At 37.8% G+C, this 24,461-nt stretch carries 19 protein-coding genes; 14 read left to right on the plus strand and 5 right to left on the minus strand.

Annotated elements, in window-relative coordinates; all coding sequences use genetic code 11:
* The first annotated feature begins 41 nt into the window (after positions 1-41).
* From NE664_05095 to NE664_05160, 14 genes are all read left to right on the plus strand, one after another.
* Positions 42-1,043, plus strand: a complete 1,002-nt coding sequence (locus NE664_05095) for an ABC transporter ATP-binding protein (GenBank protein MCQ4726036.1) — start codon at positions 42-44, stop codon at positions 1,041-1,043.
* Entirely contained in the window at positions 1,015-2,031 is a 1,017-nt protein-coding gene (locus NE664_05100) for an ATP-binding cassette domain-containing protein (protein MCQ4726037.1), read from the plus strand. Before NE664_05095 ends, NE664_05100 begins: the two co-directional genes overlap by 29 nt.
* Positions 2,024-2,986 (plus strand): ABC transporter permease, encoded by a 963-nt coding sequence (locus NE664_05105; protein MCQ4726038.1) that lies wholly within the window; start codon positions 2,024-2,026, stop codon positions 2,984-2,986. Before NE664_05100 ends, NE664_05105 begins: the two co-directional genes overlap by 8 nt.
* A 4-nt stretch (positions 2,987-2,990) precedes the next feature.
* Complete coding sequence (locus NE664_05110; GenBank protein ID MCQ4726039.1) at positions 2,991-3,833, plus strand: ABC transporter permease; 843 nt, start codon at positions 2,991-2,993, stop codon at positions 3,831-3,833.
* A 27-nt stretch (positions 3,834-3,860) separates the two neighbouring features.
* Positions 3,861-5,471 carry an amidohydrolase family protein gene (locus tag NE664_05115; protein ID MCQ4726040.1) on the plus strand — a complete coding sequence of 537 codons (1,611 nt, stop codon included), beginning with the start codon at positions 3,861-3,863 and terminating at the stop codon, positions 5,469-5,471.
* A 17-nt stretch (positions 5,472-5,488) separates the two neighbouring features.
* On the plus strand, positions 5,489-7,150 hold the full coding sequence (locus NE664_05120) for an ABC transporter substrate-binding protein (GenBank protein ID MCQ4726041.1): 1,662 nt from the start codon (positions 5,489-5,491) through the stop codon (positions 7,148-7,150).
* A gap of 69 nt (positions 7,151-7,219) precedes the next feature.
* Positions 7,220-8,431: a dipeptidase gene (locus tag NE664_05125; protein ID MCQ4726042.1), complete on the plus strand. Its 1,212-nt coding sequence runs from the start codon at positions 7,220-7,222 to the stop codon at positions 8,429-8,431.
* Positions 8,432-9,181: 750 nt separating this feature from the next.
* On the plus strand, positions 9,182-10,612 hold the full coding sequence (gene miaB / locus NE664_05130) for a tRNA (N6-isopentenyl adenosine(37)-C2)-methylthiotransferase MiaB (protein MCQ4726043.1): 1,431 nt from the start codon (positions 9,182-9,184) through the stop codon (positions 10,610-10,612).
* Positions 10,613-10,616: 4 nt separating this feature from the next.
* Positions 10,617-11,012, plus strand: a complete 396-nt coding sequence (locus NE664_05135; GenBank protein MCQ4726044.1) for a YlbF family regulator — start codon at positions 10,617-10,619, stop codon at positions 11,010-11,012.
* Positions 11,013-11,047: 35 nt separating this feature from the next.
* Positions 11,048-13,672 carry a DNA mismatch repair protein MutS gene (mutS, locus tag NE664_05140; protein ID MCQ4726045.1) on the plus strand — a complete coding sequence of 875 codons (2,625 nt, stop codon included), beginning with the start codon at positions 11,048-11,050 and terminating at the stop codon, positions 13,670-13,672.
* A 5-nt stretch (positions 13,673-13,677) separates the two neighbouring features.
* Positions 13,678-15,666: a DNA mismatch repair endonuclease MutL gene (gene mutL / locus NE664_05145; GenBank protein MCQ4726046.1), complete on the plus strand. Its 1,989-nt coding sequence runs from the start codon at positions 13,678-13,680 to the stop codon at positions 15,664-15,666.
* An 18-nt stretch (positions 15,667-15,684) separates the two neighbouring features.
* A complete protein-coding gene (miaA, locus tag NE664_05150) occupies positions 15,685-16,629 on the plus strand; it encodes a tRNA (adenosine(37)-N6)-dimethylallyltransferase MiaA (GenBank protein MCQ4726047.1) in 945 nt (314 codons plus the stop codon).
* A gap of 209 nt (positions 16,630-16,838) precedes the next feature.
* Positions 16,839-18,122: a methionine gamma-lyase family protein gene (locus tag NE664_05155; GenBank protein MCQ4726048.1), complete on the plus strand. Its 1,284-nt coding sequence runs from the start codon at positions 16,839-16,841 to the stop codon at positions 18,120-18,122.
* A gap of 102 nt (positions 18,123-18,224) precedes the next feature.
* A complete protein-coding gene (locus NE664_05160; GenBank protein ID MCQ4726049.1) occupies positions 18,225-19,643 on the plus strand; it encodes a D-alanyl-D-alanine carboxypeptidase in 1,419 nt (472 codons plus the stop codon).
* Positions 19,644-20,048: 405 nt separating this feature from the next.
* Here NE664_05160 and NE664_05165 read toward each other — a convergent pair whose 3' ends face one another.
* From NE664_05165 to NE664_05185, 5 genes are all read right to left on the minus strand, one after another.
* Entirely contained in the window at positions 20,049-20,498 is a 450-nt protein-coding gene (locus tag NE664_05165; GenBank protein MCQ4726050.1) for a zinc ribbon domain-containing protein, read from the minus strand.
* A gap of 271 nt (positions 20,499-20,769) precedes the next feature.
* Positions 20,770-21,351 (minus strand): N-acetylmuramoyl-L-alanine amidase, encoded by a 582-nt coding sequence (locus NE664_05170; protein ID MCQ4726051.1) that lies wholly within the window; start codon positions 21,349-21,351, stop codon positions 20,770-20,772.
* 33 nt (positions 21,352-21,384) lie between these two features.
* Positions 21,385-21,909, minus strand: a complete 525-nt coding sequence (locus tag NE664_05175) for a phosphatase PAP2 family protein (protein ID MCQ4726052.1) — start codon at positions 21,907-21,909, stop codon at positions 21,385-21,387.
* A gap of 16 nt (positions 21,910-21,925) precedes the next feature.
* Positions 21,926-22,933, minus strand: a complete 1,008-nt coding sequence (gene galE / locus NE664_05180; protein MCQ4726053.1) for a UDP-glucose 4-epimerase GalE — start codon at positions 22,931-22,933, stop codon at positions 21,926-21,928.
* A gap of 67 nt (positions 22,934-23,000) precedes the next feature.
* Positions 23,001-24,251: an MFS transporter gene (locus NE664_05185; GenBank protein ID MCQ4726054.1), complete on the minus strand. Its 1,251-nt coding sequence runs from the start codon at positions 24,249-24,251 to the stop codon at positions 23,001-23,003.
* Positions 24,252-24,461: the final 210 nt, after the last annotated feature.

A 24,461-nucleotide genomic window follows, 5' to 3' on the forward strand; every position in this document is an offset into this window, starting at 1 on the left:
TTATATAAAATTAAAAACAACTTGTAATTTAGGAGGGAATAATGGCGGCTTTAATTGAGTTTAAAAATTACAGCATGGGATTTCAGTCCAGAAAAGGCCATGTTGATAATTTATTGGATCATATCAACTTTACCATTGAAGAAGGCAAGGCCGTTGGAATAGTCGGCGAATCAGGCTGCGGCAAAAGCATGACAAGCCTTTCTATTATGGGGCTTCTGCCTGAAGGCGTAAAGGTTCAGGGCGGTGAAATTTTATTTCAGGGAAATGACCTGCTGAAAAAGAACAGGAAAGAAATGCAAAAAATTGTAGGCAAAGATATTACCATGATATTCCAAGAACCTATGACGTCGTTGAATCCTGTGCTTACCATTGAAAAGCAGATTGGGGAAGTACTGAAAAAACACTACCCAAACCTTTCAAACCAGGAAGTTCATGAAAAAGTAATTAAGGAGCTTGACGCTGTAGGAATAGCAAACCCGGAGGAACGTGCCAAACAGTATCCTCATCAGTTTTCCGGCGGGATGCGCCAGCGCGTAATGATAGCCATGGCCATAATTTGCGGGCCTAAGCTGCTTATTGCAGACGAACCTACAACCGCTCTGGACGTTACTATACAGGCGCAGGTGCTGGATTTAATGAAGTCTTTAAAACAAAACGGTTCTCTGATGCTTATTACGCATAATTTAGGCGTCGTAGCGCAGGTATGCGATGAAATTGTAGTCATGTATGCCGGGCGCGTAGTTGAAAAAGGGACTTTAAAAGACGTTTTTGATAACCCGAAACATCCATATACGCAGGGCCTTATGAAATCAATACCTACTTTAGATTCTGTAAAAGAAGATTTGTACACTATTCCCGGCATGGTTCCGGGAATACGGGATTTTCCAAAAGGATGCCGTTTTGCGCCAAGATGCGACAAAGTTTGTCCCGAATGTATGGAACAGGTCCCGCCGATTATTCAAATAAATGAAAAACACCAAGTGCAGTGTTTTTTATATAATAATGATATTATAAATGGGAAAGGAGGAGAAACTGTTGGCTGAACCTGTTTTAAAAGCCGAAAATGTTACAAAATACTTTGACATAGGCGGCGGACTGTTTAAAAAAGCTGATAAAGTACATGCCGTTGAAAACGTCAGTTTTTCTTTATATGACGGTGAAACTCTGGGCATCGTAGGCGAGTCCGGCTCAGGCAAATCAACTTTGGCCCGTGTTATACTTGGGCTTGTTCCCATAACAAGCGGAAAAGTTTTTTATAACGGAAATGACATTACGGGAATAAAAGGACCTAACGCAAAGTATCTGCGTCAAGAACTGCAAATGGTTTTTCAGGATCCTTACGCTTCCCTTAATCCAAGACTGAAAATCGGCAATGCGATTATGGAACCTATGCTTGTAAATAAAGTAGTTCAAACAAAAGAAGACGCTAAAAAAAGGACGCTTGAACTTTTGGAACTTGTCGGGCTGCATGCGCAGGCCGCCGATCGTTTTCCGCATGAATTCTCCGGGGGACAAAGGCAGCGCGTCGGAATTGCACGAGCATTGGCGATGAATCCCAAAATATTGATTTGCGATGAATCGGTTTCCGCACTTGACGTATCAGTTCAAGCCCAAATATTAAACTTATTTAATAAGCTTAAAAAGCAGTTAAAGCTTACATATATGTTTATAGGACATGATTTATCCGTTGTAAAATATATAAGCGATCGTATTTTGGTAATGTATTTAGGGGAAGTAATTGAAATGGCTGAAACGGAAGAATTGTTTTCGCATACTTTACATCCGTATACAAAAGCGTTAATTTCTGCCATTCCACTTCCAACTACTGAAAAACAAGACGACAGAATACTTCTTGAGGGCGATATTCCAAGCACGGTTAACCCGCCTTCCGGATGCCGATTCTGTATGAGATGTTTTATGGCTAAGGAAAAATGCCGTCACGAGCATCCGAAATTAGAGGAAATACGCCCCGGGCATTTTGTATCATGTCATTATTGGAATGAATTGGAAGGAGGTGCGGAAATTGATTAAATACTTGCTGAAACGAATTGGAAAAGGCCTTTTAACACTTTATATTTCAATTACCGCGACATTCCTAATTATAAGGTGTATGCCTTCCAATCCGGTGGATATTTTGGTTGATCCGAAATTAGGGCCTGAAGTAAGGGCGTCTATGATTGCTGAGTTTGGGCTTGATAAGTCAATATTTGAGCAATATATTATATTTTGGAAAGATTTATTCCATTTTAATTTAGGGACATCTTTTAAGAGCCATGAACCTGTTATCGACATACTTATGCAGAAACTTCCATGGACATTGCTTTTATTGGTTATAGTGGTTGTGCTTGCTTTGCTGATTGGAGTTCCGATAGGCATGGCGGCGGCAAGAAGAAAGGGCAAAGCATTTGATAAGATAGTTAATATCGGAGTAATGGTCGGAGTTTCAATTTTTGTTCCGTTTTTATCATTTGGTTTAATGTATGTGTTTGCATATCTGTTAAAACTGCTTCCGACAAGCGGCGCTTACACACCTCCGCCTGCCGAAGGTTTTGCTTATATAATAGACGTTTTAAAGCATGCAATACTTCCAGCGACTACATTACTTCTTGCAAATATCGCAACCATAGTGATGTATACAAGAAACAGTATGCTTGATGTTTTAAATGAAGACTATATACGCACAGCTTATTCAAAAGGGCTTGATGAAAAAACGGTTATACACCGTCATGCTTTGAAAAATGCAATGATTCCAACCGTTACAGTTACGGGAATTATGATTGGGACGCTTGTTGGAGGCTCGGTTATGACCGAAACAATTTTTGCATGGCCTGGAATCGGAAGGCTCGTGTATGACTCAGTTGCGTCTTTGGATTATCCTGTTTTGCAGGGGGCATTTATTATACTTGCCGTTACTGTTGTTATTATAAATATTTTGACCGATTTAGTGGTCGCATGGCTCGACCCGAGAATTAAATTGGGAGGTTGAGAAAATGCGAAAAAGTGAATCTTTCTGGAAAAGTTTTTTCCGAAACCGTATGGCGGTGATTGGGTTAGCGGGAGTATTAATCGTTGTTTTATTAGGATTGTTTGCGCCGTTTATTGCCGAATACCCTAAAGGATACGGACCGGATATGCTTATGGGGCCTTCAGCCTCACATTGGTGCGGAACTGACAGCTTGGGATTGGATATTTTTGCCGAACTTGTCTGGGGGGCCAGAACCTCGTTATACGTTTCGGCAATGGCCGTATTTGTTGCCGCGGTTATAGGCATCCCGGCGGGATTAATTTCAGGGTATGTAAAAGGCAGGGTTGGCTCTGTTATAGATTCGATAATAGAAATATTTTTAACTTTGCCGGTACTGCCGCTTATGATTGTAATTGCGGCTATTGTGGGTTCTTCAGTTTCAAACGTTTCAATAGTAATAGGTATTTTTGCATGGCCGTCATTAGCCCGCGTTACAAGGAATGCCGCATTGAAAATTTCTGAAATGCAGTTTATCGAGGCTGCAAAGTGCCTGGGGATACCGTCATGGAGAATCGTGTTTAAACATGTGCTTTTGAATGTAGCGGGTCCAGTGCTTGTTAATTTAACATTAATTATGGCAACTGCTGTTTTAAGTGAATCCGGACTCAGCTTTTTGGGGCTCGGAGATCCGGAAGTATGGAGTTGGGGCACTGTTTTGAAACAGGCATGGAGCAGCGGAGCCGTCATAAACACACCAAATCCATGGTGGTGGTGGTTAAGCCCAAGCCTATTTATTATGTTTTATGTTGTTTGCTTTAACCTTTTGGGAACAGGAATTAACGAAACACTTAATCCTAAAGAAAGATAATTATATTAAGGAAAGAAGCTGTATAAAATGGATAAGATTTTGATTAAGAATGGGTTTATAATTGACGGCACAGGAAACAAAGGAGAAAAAGGCGATATTCTTGTTGAAGGCGACAGAATAATAAAAATTGCTCCGCAAATACATGAGGAGCCTGAAACGGAAGTTATAAATGCAGAAGGAAAAATAGTATGCCCAGGCCTTATAGATCCTCATACTCATGAAGAAACTGTATGTTTTACAGACGGCACATATGAACTTTTTTTGAGGCAGGGCGTTACTACAGTTATATCCGGTAACTGCGGACATTCAATAGTTCCTGGGCCTAAGGAAAACATCATAGAATATTATTACGGCAACGGGCTTTATAATGCCGATGAAAGAAAAAAATACAAAAAAACATTCCCTGATTGGAATGACTATGACAGTTACTGCAAAGCGGCGGAAAAATGCGGTACAAATATAAATCTTGCCGTACTGCTCGGGCACGGAACCATAAGATGGAGCGTCATGAACGGCGCATACCCAAGAAAACCTAATAAAGAAGAAAATGAAAAGATTGAACAGATAATACGCACATCCATGGAGCAGGGCGCATGGGGCATATCGTTTGGACTAGACTATGTGCCCAGTCGCTATGCCGATGTTGACGAATTGTCTTTAGCGGCTGGAATTGTTAAAGAATACGGCGGCGTTGCCGCGGCGCATACACGTCAGTCCGCCGGCCTTGAAACAGCCGTTTCCGAATTTTTGGAAGTTATCCGAAAAAGCGGGGCAAAAGGCCAGGTATCACATTTAAGCGCTACGTCGCCGGAGGCATTTGAACTTATAAGAAAAGCAAATGAAGAAGAAATGTTAGACGTAAGAGTAGATACTATCCCACGCAGCACAGGGCATCTTATGAGTAAGGACAGGCTTATTCTTTTTATTATGGCTATTTCCGACGAGCTTTTCAATGCCGGGCCTGAAGGTGTAAAAAAAGCCCTTGCTTCTAAAGAGGGACGCGAGATGATAAAGAAGGACGCTTTTATCATTGCCGGAGATAAATCCATAAAATATATAGTCCTTTCGGAAGATCCGTCTTTAGAAGGTAAAAGCGTGCTTGAAATTGCCAAAGAACGGAACATGGATCCCGACGAATGTATGCTTGATTTAATTGCAGACGAAAAGAAATATACTTTCTGGCTTGGAGGAGCGTCACGGCCTGATTTCCCTAAAGAGGGCCACCCCCAGAAAGTAGTTGAAAACCCATATGTAAGCCCCGGTTCAGATGAACTTTTCGGCGATGTAAGCCAGCCCTTTGATTGGTATGAACTGCAAAGAAGAGGATGTTTCCCCATATTCTTTCAAATGTATCGTCATAAAGGCGTTCCTGTGGAAGAAATTATACGCCGCAGCACAACAATGGTTGCGGAACATTTTGGCATTGAAGAAAGAGGAAAACTTGCAGAAGGCTGTTTTGCCGATATAATTATTTTTGATAAAGATAAGTACAGTTATCCAAATCCGGAAGAAGTTGACTATCATAAACCGCAGACAGTTGCGGATGGGATCGATTTTGTGCTTGTAAACGGTAAATTTGCTATTAAACACGGAGAATTAAAACGCCCAATGAGCGGCCGTGTTCTTAGGAAAAGATAAAACGGGAGGTAATTAAAGTGAAAAAAAGAATTATTACAGGATTGATAAGCGCTGTATTGGCGTTGTCGCTGGCGGCCTGTGGAGGAAATGACAGCGGCGATTCACAGCAGACGGCGCCGGCTGAAGGGCAGGGACAGCAGACGGAAGCGGAAACAAGCGAACCGCATGTAGGCGGAACATTAACGGTAGGCATTAGCGGCGAGCCGTATAATATTGCAACATGGCTTTCCAATGATATGAACTCGCATTTGCTTATGAATTTAGTTTTGCCGTCTATGATGGTTGTAAATGAAAAAGGTGAAAAAGAACCTTATATCATTGAAAGTTACGAGGCTTCTGAAGATCTAAAGACATATACAATTAAACTTCATGACGGTTTAACGTGGCATGACGGTGAACCGCTTACAGCCGAAGATCTTGCGTTTACTGCCGACTACTGTGTAAAACATAGTTTAAGCTTCGGAGCCGATATGTTCAAATCTGTTGAAAGTTCGGAGGTTGTAGACGACACAACCGTTATATTCCATTTATCAATCCCTTCTGTAAGCTTTGTAAGCCAAATGGGGTATTGGGTTGACATTATGCCGAAACATATTTACGAAAATGTTGATGATCCGATGAACTTTGAATTTAACGGCGTAGGTTACGGCCCGTATAAATTGACAGACTATGCAAAGGGCGAATACTATACTTTAGAGCGTGTTGAGAATTGGCCGCTTGCCAACGATGGACAGGGAGCTTATTTGGATAAAATTATTTTCCGCGTTTATGCAGATCCGAACGCATTGGTTTTGGCTATGAAAAACGGCGAGGTTGACGTTTCGGGAACCGAACTTCCTGTTTCAGCGCAAAATCAGCTAGCTGATTCGGACGGGCAGTTTACTATTGAAAGCGTTGAGTCTTTAGGCTACGGTTACTTAGCGTTTAATTGCAGCAATGAATTTTTAAGTGATAAAACCGTAAGGCAGGCTCTGGCAATGACAATAGACAGGGACGGCATAGTAACGGCGGCTCTTCAAGGCGGGGCAAGGAAAATGGAAACTCCTGTTTCACCGGTATATACTGATTTGGTACAGTCAAATATTACATATCCGGCATTTGACATTGAAGGCGCAAACAAATTGTTGGATGACGCCGGATACACAGATACAGATAACGATGGCGTGCGTGAGATGAACGGCAAGCCTATGGAATTTGAAGTGGTATATAAAAACTCAAGCAATAATATCGATGCGGTAGCAAATATATTTAAATCAAATGCAGAACAAGCCGGTTTTAAGATAAACATAAAATCTCTTGATATTGCGGCATTTACAAGCAATGTTGTTCAGGGACACGACTATGATATTAATATTCAGGAGTGGGGCGTTATTGACGACGTGGATTCTAAAGGTCTTTCAAATATTTATTTATCGGACTGTTCGATGAATTTTATGGAATACTATAATGAAAACGTAGACTCCATTTTGGCCCAGCTTGAAACAGAGCCTGACAAAGCGAAAAGGCTTGAATTGTTGGACGAATTCCAGAAAATATATGTAGACGAACTTCCCGTAGTAAACTGCTGGGTGCGTACAAAAGCATATGGATGTTCAAATAAATTTGCAGGCTGGAGTTTAACGCCGGGATTATATGGAGTTATGGATGTAAAAGATTTAACGCATGTATATGAAAAATAAATGATAAGATACGCCGCTGGTATATGCCGGCGGCGATTATCATAAATAAATTTAAAAGGAGGAAATAAAATGGGAATTAAAACAGGTTATAAAGGTTATAAAGCATATTCCTATTTAGAGGCCGGAAAAGATTACAAAGATTTTGAATTAGCCGATTGGAATTGGGCGGGCGAATACCGTTTGCCGTTGGATGAGGAGCAGGAAGTTAGGGTTAAAAAACTGGCGGAAGAAAGTATTATAATATCTCTCCATGAACATCCGGTACATTTCCCTAAAAAAGTAACTGAGGAGGAGATCCTTTCATATAATCAGGCGGGCAGAAATGTCTGTGCCTACGAGGCGTTGTCACATTCTTGTTTGGACTGTGTTTTCGATAATATGATGGACGGCTTAAATACTATTTCATCTAAATGGGGCTGGAAGTGGCAGGATATTATTCATGATTTAGGTATGCGTATGTGCGATATTGCGCATCAGGATTTTTTAATACATTGCCGTACTACGGAAGATATAATCCGTGCGCATAAAGAAGGCAAAATTGCATGGGTAGCTTCTATAGAGGGAGCCGCACCTATTGAAAACGATCCGGATCGCATTGATATTTTATACGGATTAGGCGTCCGCTTATTAGGACTTGTTTATTCCGAATCAAATGCATTAGGATCGGGAATTAAAGAAACTAATGACGGCGGGTTGACGCGTTTCGGCCAAGTATGCGTTGACAGGATGAATAAATTGGGAATGCTCATTGATGTTTCTCACTGCGGCCCGCAAACTGCATTTGATGCGGCAACATACTCAAAAGATCCTATAGTTGCCACGCATGTAGGCGCAAGGGCATTATGGGACAGCAAGCGCTTGGCTGAGGACAGATTGTTCAAAGCTATTGCTGAAAAAGGCGGTTTGGTTTGTATAGAGTCTGCTCCGCACACAACAATGACAATGACTAATAAAACACATGATTTAGAGTCGACAATGGAACACTTTGAATATATTGCAAATTTAATCGGGATTGATCATGTAGGCTTTGGCCCTGATACATTATATGGGGATCATGTCGGAGTGCATCATGCATTTGCAAAAACATTATCGACTAAGGCAGTATTAAATCAAACAGTTTCATATGACGAAGTTCCATTTGTAAAGGGTTTGGAAAACCCTACAGAAGCAATGTGGAATATTCTCAGATGGCTTGTTAAACATGGATACAGCGACGAGGATATACAAAAAGTATTAGGAAAAAATGCCATGCGTGTGTTAAAACAGGTTTGGGGCGCCTAAATATAATTCAAAATACAACTTGTTTTTTTAATTAGGTTTCGTGCTCAAATACTTATATGCCTGCTGAAAATTTTCGGCAGGCTTTTTCGGCTGTAAATTCAAATTTCTAAAATATTGAAGTTACGGCCTTTATATGATATACTGATATTCGGAATTTTTTCAAATATGCTGTCGTAAATAAAGAAGCAACATTAATATAACATGAAAAAGATAAATTTTTAGCAGATTGGATATTAATTGAAAATAATTTTTACTATTATCGGTATTTTACTTACTTTATTCCATATACAATTTTGAAATATGGCTCTGGATATAATATCATTATAAAAAGCATAACCGAACAATGTATTGGTAAGATTTCATTTATCCCACATCCTCATGAAGATGATGACGGACGGTTCAATATAAAACAAATTGCCGCGAATAAAACAATAAAAATATTTGGGAAATTTATAATAAATGTGAATCTTTTATTGCATAGATAGATATTCCGTCACAAATGGATAAAGAAATACCATTAACATATATTTATTCACCCAATTCTGTTACTATTGTTTATATTTTAATTAAATATAAGAAACGTCTGATTCAAAAATAAGCAAAATGAATGTAAAATCTTTTGTCAACAGCCCTAAGTTTTTAGGCTGGCTCATAACTACTATGATTGCAGCGTTATTGAATATGACTTCATGTAATTTATGCGGCAGATGAAATAAGTTCGGCACATAAAATAACTATTAAGGTGGAATTATGAATATCGACAAAATAAATACCGAAACAGAGGCAAATAAATTTTCAAAACAAACGGAATACATGGAAAAAATAAAACGGTATCTTTCTGATTTTGAACAAGACACAGGGCGGAAACAAACATATTTTGTATTTACTACAGGGTGTCAGATGAACGCCCATGATTCTGAAAAAATAGCGGGAATGCTTGAAGAAATGGGATTTTTAAGGAGCCTGACAGAGGAAGACGCCGATTTTGTAATTTACAATACATGCTGTATACGCGAAAACGCCGAAGTTAAAATATACGGCAGGCTCGGAAGGCTTAAGCACTTTAAAAAAACAAACAAAAATATGAAAATTGCCCTTTGCGGCTGCATGACACAACAGGACGTCGTAATTGAAAAACTGCGTAAATCATACAAATATGTTGATATTGTATTTGGAACATTTAACCTTTATAAACTGCCTGAATTATTATATACAAATTTGGAAACAAATGAAACTGTTTTTGATATATGGAAAGAAGAAAAAGGAATTGTAGAAAATATACCGACAATTCTCGAGTATCCTTTTAAAGCAAGCGTTAATATTTCATACGGATGCGATAATTTTTGCAGCTACTGTATAGTCCCGTATGTAAGAGGGCGCGAACGCAGCCGTAAAAAAGAGGATATTTTAAACGAGATTAAATGTCTTGCGGCTTCCGGCATCAAAGAGATCGTGCTTCTGGGCCAAAACGTAAACAGCTACGGCAAAAATTTGAACCCTCCTGTATCATTCGCACAGCTTTTAAGAGAAATAAATGAACTTGACGGAATTGAAAGAATACGGTTTATGACTTCTCATCCAAAAGATTTATCCGACGAGCTTATACTTGCGATGAAAGAATGCAGCAAAGTATGCAATTATCTCCATCTTCCGTTCCAAGCCGGGAGCAACGCTATTCTTGAAAAAATGAACAGAAAGTATACGAAGGAAAAATATCTTGAACTTATAAATAAAATAAGGTCACAGATTCCGGATATACTATTAAGCACGGATATAATGGTTGGTTTCCCGGGAGAAACCGAGGATGACTTTTTAGATACGCTTGACGTTGTTAATACCGTAGGATTTTCGACGGCATTTACATTTATATACTCAAAACGAACAGGCACGCCCGCAGCCGTTATGGATAACCAGATAGACGAGAAAACGGTTAAAGACAGATTTAACAGGCTTGTTGATGCGGTAAATAAAAAAATATATGAAATTCACTCCGGTTTTGTTGGCAAAACTCTTAACATATTAGTTGAAGACGTCAGCAAGCAGGATGAAAATATTGTTTCCGGAAGAAGTGAGAACAACTGCCTTGTTCACTTTCCGGGAAACAAAGATATTATTGGCCAAACTGTTCCTGTTAAAATAACAGGGAATAAAACATTTTATTTAATTGGAGAAAGGATTTGAAAAAATGAGTATTTATGATAAGGCAAGGGAATTAGGTAAAGAAATGCTTGAATGTGAAGAGGCGCAGAAGCTTTATGCCGCAAGGGAAACTTTTGAAAACAGCGAAGCCGCTAAAACTCTTGTAGACGAATATACCGACCTTAAAAATAAGTGGCAGGAAATTATGGGCGACGAAAACGCAGATAAAGCTATCCTTACGGATCTTGGCGAACAAATTGTGGCAAAAGAAAAAGAAATCAAAGAAAATGAAATTACAATGGGACTTATGAAGGCAGAAAGCGAATACGGCGCTTTTGTAAATTCTGTTTTCAACCTTATAAGCGCAACTATACAGGGTCAGGATTCAGCCCAGGGCGGATGCGATCCAAGCTGCTGTGCAGGATGCAGCGGCTGCCACTGATTTAAAAGTAAGTTGAATTTTTGGAGGAAAATATAATGGCAAAATTAACCCCTATGATGGAGCAGTATTTTGAAATTAAGGAAAAATATAAATACTGCCTGCTGTTTTTCCGTCTGGGAGATTTTTATGAAATGTTTTTTGACGACGCCATTATTGCCAGTAAGGAACTTGAAATAACATTAACGGGTAAAAACTGGGGACAGGAGGAACGCGCGCCTATGTGCGGCGTTCCTTTCCATTCAGCCGATACTTATATATCGCGTTTGGTTGAAAAAGGGTATAAAGTCGCTATATGCGAACAAGTTGAGGATCCAAAACTTGCAAAGGGCATTGTCAAAAGGGACGTGGTCCGAATTGTAACGCCCGGAACGTTGATTGACAACACAGTTTTGGATGAGAAAAAAAATAATTTCCTTGCTTGCGTATACTGTGACAAAAACGGTTTTGGTTTTTCTATATGCGACGTTACAACAGGAGAATTTCAAACTACCCAGTTTTCAGGTGCAGACGCGGCGTCAAAACTTTTAGACGAGATCGCAAAATTCTGCCCTTCGGAAATTATATGCAACGCTGGATTTAAATCAATCCCAGAAGGAATTGAAACAGAAAGAAAATTTAACCTGAAATTGAATATATGCGACGACTGGATATTTGAATATCATTCCGCAAATAAGCGTTTGTGCCGTCATTTTGCTGTAGACCGTCTGGACGGACTGGGACTAAAGGATAAAATATTTTGTGTGTGTTCATCCGGAAGCTTGCTTGAATATTTATATCAAACGCAAAAAATAGACCTATACCATATTTCCAATATCAAAAGTTATTCCACTGGACAATACATGGTTTTGGACATAAGTTCAAGAAGAAACCTTGAACTCAGTGAAACTCTGAGAGAAAAAAATAAAAAAGGCTCGTTATTATGGGTGCTTGATAAAACGAAAACTGCAATGGGAGCCAGGCTTTTAAGAAGATGGGTTGAACAGCCTCTGATAAACAAAAAAGATATAGAAAAAAGGCTCCAAGCTGTAAGCGAATTAAAAGATAATTTTTTTATACGGGAAGAAATCAAAGAAATACTTGATTCAATGTATGACTTTGAGCGTATAATGAGCAAAGTTATTTATAATACCGCAAACTGTAGGGATCTGGTAGCTTTAAGAAATTCTGTTAAAAACCTTCCGGCGCTTAAAGACGCCATGAAAAAATGTGAAAGCAGCTATTTTGCGGAACTTTCCGAGAGCTTGGATTCCCTTGAAGATATATATAAAATAATATTAGACGCTATAATTGATGAGGATACGCCCGTAACCGTGCGTGAAGGTGGAATTATAAAAAAGGGCTTCAACAGCGAACTTGATGTGCTCCTGCGTGCGAAAGACGAAGGTGAAACATGGATATCGGATCTTGAAAGGGCGGAAAGAGAACTTACAGGCATTAAAAATCTTAAAATACGGTACAATAAAGTATTCGGCTATTATATCGAAGTAACAAAAAGCAATTTGGAAGAAGTTCCTGAAAGATATATGCGTAAACAAACGTTGGCCAACTGTGAAAGGTATATGACAGCCGAACTAAATGATTTGGCGGAATTAATATTGGGTTCCGCCGAAAAGACCGTTGATTTGGAATATAAGATATTTTCCGAAGTAAGGGACGCCGTAGCAAAAGAAGTTATTCGCGTTCAAAAAAGCGCTGAAATTACAGCTGTGGCCGACGTTTTGCAGTCGCTTGCCGAGGTGGCCGAAAAACAGGGATACTGTATGCCGGATATATCTGACGACGGCATTATAGATATTAAAGACGGAAGGCATCCTGTTGTTGAAAAAATGATTAATTCTGATTTTATACCGAATGATACGCTCCTTGATAAAGATGAAAATATGCTTTCTATTATCACAGGGCCGAATATGGCGGGAAAATCCACTTATATGCGTCAAACAGCTTTAATAGTGTTAATGGCGCAGATTGGGAGTTTTGTTCCGGCTGCCTGTGCAAAAATCGGGATTGTTGACAGGATTTTTACCAGAGTCGGCGCTTCCGACGATTTAGCTTCAGGCCAAAGTACGTTTATGATAGAAATGATAGAAGTTGCGAATATATTAAACAACGCAACGGAAAACAGTCTCTTAATATTGGATGAAATCGGACGCGGCACAAGCACTTTTGACGGATTAAGTATTGCATGGGCTGTTTTGGAGTACATAGCGGATAAGAAATGCGTAGGCGCAAAAACATTATTTGCAACGCATTATCATGAGATAACAGAATTAGAAGGGAAACTGCCCGGAGTTAAAAATTACTGTATAACTGTTAAAGAGCAGGGAGAAGACGTTATATTCCTGAGAAAAATTGTACGGGGCGGAGCCGATAACAGTTATGGCATACATGTAGGCCGCCTTGCAGGGCTTCCGATAAAAGTAATCAAACGTGCGAAAGCTATTTTAAAACAGTTGAACGCCGCTGATATTACAAAAAAAGCAAAAAAAATTGCGGCTGAGTCCGAACTGCTGAATGAAGAAACAACGCAGCAGCTCGATATTTTTAACGCACAAGATACGCAGCTTGCAGATGAGATAAACAGCATAGATGTTATGAGTTTAACTCCTATACAGGCAATTCAGGTACTTTTTGACCTTCAAAAGAAAACAAAAGGAATGTGATAGCTATGAGAGAGATCCGTTTGCTTGATAATAACACTATAAATAAAATTTCTGCCGGCGAAGTAGTTGAACGGCCAAGTTCGGTTGTTAAAGAACTCGCAGAAAATTCCATAGACGCCGGGGCAAGCGCCGTAACTATAGAAATACGCGACGGCGGAACAAGCCTTATTAAAATAAGCGACAACGGCAGCGGTATACCTAAAGAACAGGTTAAAACGGCTTTCCTTCGTCATGCGACAAGCAAAATTTCCGATATAGAGGATCTTGACTATATATATTCTCTCGGATTTAGGGGCGAGGCTCTTGCAAGTATCGCTTCTGTTTCTCAGATTGAAATGGTTACAAAGACCCAAAATGAAGAGCTTGGCTGTAAAATTGAGATAAGCGGCGGAAATATGATTGAAGAGAGCGAATGTGCCTGTGCAGGAGGAACGTCAATAACAGTTAAAAACATATTTTTCAACGTGCCCGCAAGACGAAAGTTCCTTAAAAAGCCGGCAACTGAAAGCGGATATATCTCTGACACAGTTAATAAGCTTGCGCTTGCGCATCCGGAAATTTCTTTTAAGTATATTAATAACGGAAACGTAATGCTCCATACCAGCGGCAACAATGATTTAAAAACGGCTGTTTTCCATGTTTACGGAAAAGAAATGAGCCAAAAAATGATAGATGTTTCATGTGAAGAAAACGGTTTTAGGCTTTTCGGGCTTATAGGGAAACCGGAACTTTCAAGAGGCAACAGAAATTACGAAAATCTATTTATAAACGGACGTTTCATAAAAAACGACGTCGTTTCACAAGCAGTTGAAGAAGCCTACAAAACCCGTCTTATGATAGGAAAGTTTCCGGTTTTTATACTGTCCCTTACTTTAAGCGCCGATATGGTTGATGTTAATGTACATCCTGCAAAACTCGAAGTTCGTTTCAGGGATGACGACGTAATTTATGATTTTATATATAATGCCGTTTATGAGGCGTTAAAATCTATAGCGTTAATACCGAAATCAGATTGGAATAGCGCCCCGTCGGAAAAAGTAAAAAAACTAATCGAAAACGGAAACTTCTTGGACAATCAAAATAGTTGTGCAAATAAAGACGAAGGGAATACTGCCCCTCATGACTCAAATCGATTTAAACAGGAAGTTATACCGGAAACGAACATAACGGAAGTCATTAATAAAAATATATTTTCCAAAGTTGACGAATCCGTTAAATATAACAGTGAAGGAACACGACATTCCATTGACGAACTGAAGGAGCTTTATAAAAATAAAATGGATTCCGAAGATATAAACGGCGGTAAGAATATACTGAAAGAACGGCAGTTGGGGTATATACCTGATAAGGATGTAGGGCAGGAAATAATGCCGACGCCGGATAATATCGAAGAACTCGAACAGGCTGAAAGATTTTTCAATAATTATAAAATAACAGGCCAAATTTTTTCAACATATTGGATAGTTGAACAGGGATCAAGCATATTTCTTATAGATCAGCATGCCGCTCATGAGAGAATACTTTTTGAACGTATTATGAATGAATTTAAAAACGGCGATGTTGTTTCACAGCGTATATTGCAGCCTATAGCGCTTAATTTAAGCGAAAAGGAAGCAATCCTGCTTAATGAAAATGTGGAGCTTATGGAAAGATTTGGATTTGACATTGAATTTTTAGGCGGTATTAACTATGTGATTAAAGGCATGCCGTACATATTTCAAACTCCGGAAAATCTTAGCTTTTTTACAGAAATACTCGACACTTTGGGAGTAGGCCAAAATGAAAATGTGTATGATAAAAAGATACATACAATCGCAACTATAGCATGCAAGGCCGCTGTTAAAGCCAATGATAAATTGTCGGTTCAAGAAGCGGTTTCACTTATAGAGAGGCTTTTAAAACTTGATAACCCCTTCAGCTGCCCGCATGGCAGGCCTACAATTATAGAACTTACTAAATATGAACTTGAAAAAAAGTTTAAACGTATACAATGAATTAATCGGGGGATTGATATGAAAAAACCTCTCATAATTATTACCGGGCCGACAGCCTGTGGGAAAACTGATATTTCTATAGAACTTGCAAAAAAAATAAACGGTGAAATTATATCCGCAGACAGCATGCAGGTATATAAATATATGAATATAGGCACGGCAAAGCCTTCAAAGGCTGAAATGTGCGGAATCAAGCATTATTTGATAGACGAGCTTTATCCCGATGAAGAGTTTAACGCAATGGTTTTTCAAAGCATGGCCAAAAAATATATTGAGGAAATATATTCAAAGGGAAAAATTCCCATAATTGTCGGAGGAACCGGATTTTATATAAACGCATTGGTTTACGATAATAATTTTATGTCAACTTATGATGACGGACATATCCGCCGCCAGCTTTATGACGAGGCGGAAAAGTACGGTAAATGTTATATGTACGAAAAGCTAAAAAAAATTGATCCGGAATATGCAGCGATTGTGCATGAAAATAACTTAAAAAGAGTTATAAGGGCTATCGAATATTATATACAAACAGGGGAAAAAATGTCTGAACACAATAATGATGCCAAAAACAAACAATCGCCTTATAATGTTTCTTTTTTTATTTTAAGCATGGACAGAACAAAACTTTATGACAGGATAAATCAAAGGGTTGACATAATGATTAGCAACGGATTGACAGAAGAAGTAAAAAAGCTGATAGATATGGGTTACGGCAGCAGTATTATATCTATGCAGGGTATTGGATATAAAGAGCTTATACCTTATATTAATGGGAAAATGGAACTGGATGAAGCGATAAATATATTAAAGCAAAGCACGCGCAGATTTGCAAAAAGGCAGCTTACGTGGTTCAGACAAAAAACCGACGGTATATGGATAGATGTTACAGAAAAAGATAAGGAAACAACAGTCAGACAAATAATAGGATATTTGAAAAACGGCGGCGCGGCTGAAATATAATGGCAATCTGCCATGATGTTTAATTATGTTATACTGCCGCAGCTTCGGTTTGCAATGGCACACACGGTTTTGACCGTCAGGCGCGGATTCTATGGCAAGCGGTATGAAACTCCGAAATATAAAAAATTTTATTTGTGAGGTATTTATGCCTTTTTAAAACGCAGTTATATTTATGGAATTAAATAAAAAGCAGTGGGGAGCTGTTTGAATTGGAATTAAGTGAATTTGTATATGAGAAATTCGGCATAAGCCACAATATCTGGAATTATGCCTGCAAAATAGAAAAAGATTTAGAATTAAAGTTTAAAAAAATAGACGAAATAACAGAATTTAATCAACTTAAAGTTTTGGCCGCTATGCAGAAAAACAAATTAAGCGATACACACTTTGCGGCTACAACAGGGTATGGCTACAATGACTTGGGGCGCGATACTCTTGAACAGGTTTATGCAGACGTATTTAAAGCGGAAAGCGGCCTTGTAAGGCCTCAGATTATATCAGGAACGCATGCCCTTACAGTTGCGTTGTCCGGCAATTTAAGACCCGGTGATGAAATACTTTCTCCTGTAGGCGTTCCATATGATACTTTGCAGGGGGTTATCGGTATAAGAAAGGAAAAGGGCTCGCTAAGTGAATTCGGAATAACATACAGGCAGGTGGATCTGCTTCCAGACGGTAATTTCGACTATGATAATATCGAAAAAGCAATAACAAATAAAACAAAGCTTGTTACAATACAACGTTCAAAGGGATATGAATACAGGCAGTCGCTTTCTGTAGAGAAAATAGGCGAATTAATAAAATTTATAAAAACTATCAATAAAAATATTATATGTATGGTTGACAACTGCTATGGTGAGTTTGTTGAAAAAACCGAGCCTACGGAAGTCGGCGCGGATTTAATCGTCGGTTCATTAATTAAAAATCCCGGCGGCGGCCTTGCCCCTATAGGAGGATATATTGTAGGAAGGGAAGAATTTGTTGAAAATGCCGCTGTCCGCCTCACATCTCCCGGCCTGGGCAAAGAAGTAGGGGCGACGCTCGGAATTACGCCTGCGCTTTTCCAGGGACTGTTTACAGCCCCTCAAGTTGTAGGAGGAAGCGTTAAAGGCGCAGTGTTTCTATCCGCATTGTTCAGCGGGCTTGGATTTGAAACTCTCCCGAAAACAGATGAAAAGAGGGCAGATATTGTTCAGTGTATTAAAATGAAAAGCGCCGAAAATGTTATTGCATTTTGTCAAGGCATACAGCGCGGCGCTCCCGTTGACAGTTTTGTAAAGCCTGAACCGTGGGACATGCCCGGATACGATTGTCCTGTTATAATGGCGGCAGGCGCTTTTGTTCAAGGTTCTTCAATAGAATTAAGTGCGGATGCACCGATAAAACCGCCTTATAATGTATTTTTTCAGGGAGGTTTAAGCTGGCATCATGCTAAGATTGGAATTATAATGGGCTTACAGGCTATGGTTGAACAAGGACTTGTTACTGTTTAACAAATATGTTAGAATATTTAAAAATACATATGTTTGTTACATAATCCTGATTTAATTCCGTTGTTTTATTGTTTTATAAGTTATATAGTGGGAGAGTTTAATATGAAGATATTTAAACAAAAAGTTATGTTGCTTATGCTTCTCGCTTTTACTTTTGTGTTTTCAAATATATCATTTGCGGCCGAAAAGCCGGAAGTAAAAGCAGAAGCCGCCATTTTAATAGAACCTTCAACAGGAAAAGTTCTCTTTGAAAAAAATGCTGATAAAAAAATGTATCCTGCAAGTATGACAAAGTTGCTTACAGCAATTATAGCGCTTGATAATTTTTCTCCGGACGACGTTATTTTAGTTGGAAATGAAATTAATGAAGTGTCTCTTGATTCAAGCAAAGCCGGCCATGTCAGAGGAGAATCCATAACAGTGAGGAACTTGATACGCGGCCTTATTATACCAAGCGGCAATGACACGGCTGAGGTAATTGCAAACGCAGTTGTAAAGAAAGTTCAAAACGACGACACATTAAGCCCTAAAGAATGCGACGTATTATTCTCTGAAATGATGAATAAAAAGGCGGAAGAATTGGGTTGCACCAATACAAATTTTTCTAATCCTCATGGATATCATGACGAAAATCATTATACAACTGCTCATGATATGTCAAAAATTGCGTCGAAAGCTTTAGAATATGATGTTTTAATGCAAATATGTTCCGAAAAAAGCTACAGCGGAAACAGCATGGAAGATAAAGATTCGGCAGGAGTGAGAACAAAAGAATATAATTGGAGCAGCCATAACCTTTTAATCACAAACGGCGAGTATGCGTATCCATATGCAACAGGATTAAAAACAGGATTTACAGATGAAGCCGGAGACTGCATTGCCGCATCTGCTGAAAAAGACGGAATACAGCTTGTTGCAATAATATTTAATTCAGAAGATCCCGGACGTTGGGAAGATGCGGCGGCATTATTTAATTATGGTTTTGAAAATTATAATTTCTTTACAATAGCCCAAAACGGTTCTGTTGTAGGACAAGTTCCGCTTCATAATCACAATAAAGCCGACGGCGATAACCTTGATTTAATTATCAAAGAAGATATATCTTTATACCTTGATAAAGAAGTTCTTGGAGCTATTGAAACCGACATAGAAATAACGAATGAAGAATATATATATCAGGAAGATACGAAAGACAGTGAAACGCCAACTACTTTTATAAATGCTCCAATTACGCAGGATACGGAAATCGGAAAAGTATCTTACAAGTATAATGGCGAAGTCCTTGCAGAAACGCCTGTATATGCAGGAAGGACTGTTGAAGAAGCAACTTTCTTTGAAAAAATCGGATATACATTTAAAGATATTGCTTCAAAGCTGTTTACAAAGGATGGGCTTATTAAGTTTGGAATTGGCGCCGCAGTAATTATTGTTATTGCTTTAATAATAAAATTTGTATCATCAAGACGCCGACGCTCCAGGAATGTTTATAAATTTAAAAATAATAAAAGAAGAAGGTATTGATTTTTTGTATTATCAGTAAAAATTTTAATCTGATTTTATAATTATATTATAATTATATTTAGGATAGGGCATTATAATTAATTAATAATGCCTTATTTTGTTTAATGCACAACTATTCGCAAAACACAACTTTTACGAATAGTTATAGAGATTTTTACGATTTTGGGATTAGCCCCAAATAACTATGTAACTGAATCATCTATATATGAATTTACAAAATAATAATTTAGAAATTATTTATATTCATCATTTCTATTTATTGTGCTATAGTAAGTCTGCCAAACGTTATTTTAAAATCGATACGGCCGCCAACAATTTTAAATCTCTTAAATACTGTAACCGCAACTAAATTTATCCGGTTTAAAGTATTAAATTTATTACAACATATCTGCATAAATTATATAATTACAACGTTTTATTGTCCCAATATTTAAGTTTTGGCAGCAAGCATTTAAAATAATCTCTTACTTGCTCTGCCGGCCAACTGTCGTTAGACATATGCTTTTCCAAATATTCAATTAGAACATCAATATCGTTATATATAAATTTTCCATTTGAATAGCACCATTTACAATACTCCTCGTTGAAAGTTCCGTCATTTTCTCTGCTCATTAGATTATCGTCAAGAGGCATACCGCAACATTGGCATATAAGTTCTCTTGGCGAACCAAGCAATGTATTAATGGATATATCAAATGATTTTGAAATTAATTTTAAAGTTTCAACATTTGGTATTGTTTCACCGTTTTCCCACCTTGAAACGGCTTGCCTGGTAACAAATATTTTTTCTGCAAATTCTTCCTGAGTCATATTTTTCTTTCTGCGTAATTCCAATAAAATATCTTTAGTTTCCATTAATTAATCACCTCATGTATATTATAGCACTTTTTAGTTTACTTAATAAGCAACTGCCTGTGGCATTTTAAAAAATAGCTTGTATTTGTGCGATAAAGTTAAAAGCAATATACGAGGTATAGTTCACCATAAATATATTATGTAAACTATACCTCGTATAATATATTAGTTTTAAGTTTTTACTTTCTGTTCCTTATAAAAAATAAAGATTTTTCCCGGCATATTTTCTAATATAAATAATCCATCATATCTTGATATGTCAGAAATTAAGTTAAAATAAATTATAAGTTACAAAACTATCCTCATCAATCATAGGCGCAACAAATGGAACGCCAAAGTATTCCGCTATTGACAGCGCTATTGCTTCCGCAATTTGATTTATATTATTTTTTATCCATGCCTCATCTTCCGGATTATCGTGATAAGCAACTTCAATAAGGGCTGCCGGAGCAGTTGTCCTTCTAATTTCCCGTAAAGTTGTTGTAGGCAGTATTTCAACTTCATCAGGCGTAGGATATATATTTTTAAAATTATTCTGCAATATTTTAGCAAACTCTCTGCCATAGTAGCTGTTTGGGCTATAATAAATATCAGTTCCTCTTATTTGCCCTGAAAGATTTTCGGGGGCTGCATTGCTGTGTATTGCGACATGTAAATCGTAGTTTCCCATATTTGATTCGTTTATTGCATCGCCAAGCGGCTTGTTTGGGTTATTTCTTCCAAATTCAATTCCGCTTGCAATCAAATAAGGCTCAATAGCGTCAGCAATTAAGTTCATATATTGTTCTTCTGTTCCTCCGCTATGAAATTGGTTATACTCCTGTACAGACGGGCTTAAATATACTCTGGGCATTGTCACACCATCCTTACATAAAATTATTATATCTTATGCAGGATAAATTTTATTTGATACAAATAAAGCAATATTTGCAGCCAGAATTCCTAAAACAGCCCCACAGATAACATCGCTTGGATAATGTACATACAGATACAGCCTTGAAAATCCCATTAAGGCCGCTGTCAACAAAGCTAAGGCTCCACTCCTGCCGCTGCGTTTATATAAGACAAATGCCGCTGCAAATGAACTCATAGTATGGCCTGAAGGAAATGAGAAATCCTGTGGAGCCGGAATCAGCAAATTAATAAATTCCAATCCATCAAACGGTCGCGGCCTTGCAACTACATTTTTAAGTATTATATTTCCAATCAACAAAGAAAGTAAAAGAGCTAATATAACAGTAATACCGTATTTTTTATCTTTTTTTATAAAAATTAAATAAGCCGCAATAATTATCCACAATAAACCAAAACTTCCAAGTTTAGTAAAAATAGGAAAAAATATATCCCCTGCCCTGCACGTTAAGTTGTCGTGTATAAAATTAAGTATGCCATAATCAAAACTTAACAGCATGATATCCCCCTCTTTTTTATTTTTCAGAATTAAGCGTCTGCCATCTCCATATATCTTCGCACATTTCTTTCAGCCCATATTGGGGTTCCCATCCAAGTTCTTTTACAGCTCGGGAACAGTCTGCATAGCACTCGTCTATGTCCCCTTCCCTTCGTGGACAAAATTTATATTTTATTTCTTTTCCGCATACTTCTTCAAATGTTTTAATAACTTCCAAAACACTGTATCCTTTTCCGGTGCCCAAATTATAAGTGAAAATTCCGTGTTTTTCGATCGACAATTTTTCAATCGCTTTGATATGACCCTCGGCCAAATCAACAACATGTATATAATCCCTGACGCCGGTACCGTCTTTTGTTTTATAATCATTTCCGAATATCTGAACATACGGTAGTTTTCCTATCGCAACTTGTGAGATATACGGCAGTAAATTACTTGGCGTGCCTTTTGGGCTTTCGCCTATAAGTCCGCTTTTGTGAGCTCCTATTGGATTAAAATACCGTAAAATTGCAATCGACCAGTTATTATTTGATATGTAAATATCATTAAGAATATTCTCTAAAATCAATTTACTTCTGCCGTATGGATTTTCAGCGCTTAAATTGAAATCTTCTTTAACAGGCGATTTTCCGCTTAATCCGTAAACTGTTGCCGAAGAGCTGAAAACAATGTTCCTTACAGAATGTCTGTCCATTATTTTAAATAGGTTTATTGCACCGTTTAAATTATTTTCATAATATAAAATGGGAATTTTTACAGATTCTCCGACAGCTTTTAAACCGGCAAAGTGTATAACGCCGGATATTTTTTCACTGCCGAAAATATAATCCAATAAATTATAATCCAATAAATCGCATCTGTATAATTTCACTTTTTTCCCTGATATTTCTTCGATTTTTAAAACTGTTTTTTCATCAGAATTTGAAAAATTATCAGCTATAATAACCTCATATCCTTTTTTAAGAAGCTCTACGCATGTATGGCTTCCAATATACCCTGCCCCGCCAGTAACAAGAATGGCCATATTATCACCTCAAATATATATTTTTCTATTTTATCATATAAACGCGGTTTTTATCAATATAATCAAGTTATTTACAAGCGGAACAACCACTGCTTTTGTATCTTTTTTTCCAGCCTATATTTATGCATAAAGCAGATATTAACAATAATACTATCATAATGATAAGTACTGCCGAATAATTTTTGAACAAATCGAACATAAATCCATATGCCGGTATTAATATAATTGAGGATATCGGAGCTCCCATAGCAACCTTTGAATAAATTTTTTCATAATCTGAATCTCCAAAAAATGTTTTTGTTAAAATAGGAGATAATACGGCTATTCCCGATGCTGTAAATCCGAATATAAAAGCGGATATAAGAAAAATCAAGTAGCTTCCTGCAAAAAATAAAAAACCGAATACAGATATAATACCGGTTAAAATTATGCCGTAACATGTTTTTAAACTGCCGAAACTGTCACATATATATCCTATAATTACAGAACCGAATGTTGTTCCGATCGACGCAAGTGAAAGTACAATTCCCGTTTCTTCAACCGAATATCCTTTTTCAGCTCCGAACGTAGGAATATGCTGTGTAAACACACCGACTCCGGTTATGGCTATCATAAAAAACAAAAGCAAATAAAACGACGCTGATTTTACAGCAGTTGCTTCATCAATATCTATTTCTTTCGATTTACAGCCGGCGTCTGCGTTATTTTTTTTATATCCCAGCGGGTTTAAATTAACGCTTTGAGGTGAATTCCTTAATAAAAATACAGATGACAGCGAAGCCATAAAAAAAGCCAAAAGCCCTATAGTTATATATGCATATCTCCAACCGTTTTCCGTTATTTTAAATGAAGCTATCGGCTGAAAAATTGCGGCGAAAATACCTACAAACGCCATTTGTATACCAATCATCGTTCCGGGATTTTTTATAAACCACCTGTTGATAAGTATAGGTCCTAATAGATTTACTGTAAGAGCGGCGCCCATAGCGCTAGGAATGGAAAGCAAGTACCACCCGTAAACATTTTTCATAAAGCCAAATGCTGCAAAAGACAGTGTATGAAGCAGCGCGCCGATTAAAGCCATAACTCTGACATCGTATCTATTCATTAGTTTTCCTGCTATCGGAAACCAAAAAACCATGACGGCAGATGTAATGCTGAAATATATGGAAAGCCTGCCGATACCAACCCCTATTTCATTTGAAACAGGAGCAAGGAACAGGCCGGAAGTCATATTGATACACCCTCCCGAAAATCCTCGTATAAGTATTACGCCGATAAGTATTATCCACGCATAATGAATCTTTTTTTCTGACATGTCGGCCTCCATGCAATTTAAATATATTGAGCGCTTTTTACCGAGTTCGGCAGTAAATCGGTACGCCTATAGTTTCTTTAATAATTTATAAGTTTATATTTTATGTCAATGTACTTTTGTGATGCCGCACGTTCAATATAAAACGGCTATACTGTGAACTTCTGAATTTCCACAGTAAAATTGATATAAAAAATATTTGTGATTAGTTTT

Origin of the sequence: Anaerotignum faecicola (genome assembly GCA_024460105.1) — a bacterium.
In the GTDB taxonomy this organism is placed as follows: domain Bacteria; phylum Bacillota; class Clostridia; order Lachnospirales; family Anaerotignaceae; genus JANFXS01.

Bases quoted from the DNA above. Each gene is read 5' to 3' on its own strand.
- NE664_05095 (MCQ4726036.1), top strand. From the start codon at position 42: ATGGCGGCTTTAATTGAGTTTAAAAATTACAGCATGGGATTTCAGTCC.
- NE664_05100 (MCQ4726037.1), top strand. From the start codon at position 1,015: ATGGGAAAGGAGGAGAAACTGTTGGCTGAACCTGTTTTAAAAGCCGAA.
- NE664_05110 (MCQ4726039.1), top strand. From the start codon at position 2,991: ATGCGAAAAAGTGAATCTTTCTGGAAAAGTTTTTTCCGAAACCGTATG.
- NE664_05115 (MCQ4726040.1), top strand. From the start codon at position 3,861: ATGGATAAGATTTTGATTAAGAATGGGTTTATAATTGACGGCACAGGA.
- NE664_05125 (MCQ4726042.1), top strand. From the start codon at position 7,220: ATGGGAATTAAAACAGGTTATAAAGGTTATAAAGCATATTCCTATTTA.
- miaB (MCQ4726043.1), top strand. From the start codon at position 9,182: ATGAATATCGACAAAATAAATACCGAAACAGAGGCAAATAAATTTTCA.
- NE664_05135 (MCQ4726044.1), top strand. From the start codon at position 10,617: ATGAGTATTTATGATAAGGCAAGGGAATTAGGTAAAGAAATGCTTGAA.
- mutS (MCQ4726045.1), top strand. From the start codon at position 11,048: ATGGCAAAATTAACCCCTATGATGGAGCAGTATTTTGAAATTAAGGAA.
- mutL (MCQ4726046.1), top strand. From the start codon at position 13,678: ATGAGAGAGATCCGTTTGCTTGATAATAACACTATAAATAAAATTTCT.
- miaA (MCQ4726047.1), top strand. From the start codon at position 15,685: ATGAAAAAACCTCTCATAATTATTACCGGGCCGACAGCCTGTGGGAAA.
- NE664_05160 (MCQ4726049.1), top strand. From the start codon at position 18,225: ATGAAGATATTTAAACAAAAAGTTATGTTGCTTATGCTTCTCGCTTTT.
- NE664_05165 (MCQ4726050.1), bottom strand. From the start codon at position 20,498: ATGGAAACTAAAGATATTTTATTGGAATTACGCAGAAAGAAAAATATG.
- NE664_05170 (MCQ4726051.1), bottom strand. From the start codon at position 21,351: ATGCCCAGAGTATATTTAAGCCCGTCTGTACAGGAGTATAACCAATTT.
- NE664_05175 (MCQ4726052.1), bottom strand. From the start codon at position 21,909: ATGCTGTTAAGTTTTGATTATGGCATACTTAATTTTATACACGACAAC.
- galE (MCQ4726053.1), bottom strand. From the start codon at position 22,933: ATGGCCATTCTTGTTACTGGCGGGGCAGGGTATATTGGAAGCCATACA.
- NE664_05185 (MCQ4726054.1), bottom strand. From the start codon at position 24,251: ATGTCAGAAAAAAAGATTCATTATGCGTGGATAATACTTATCGGCGTA.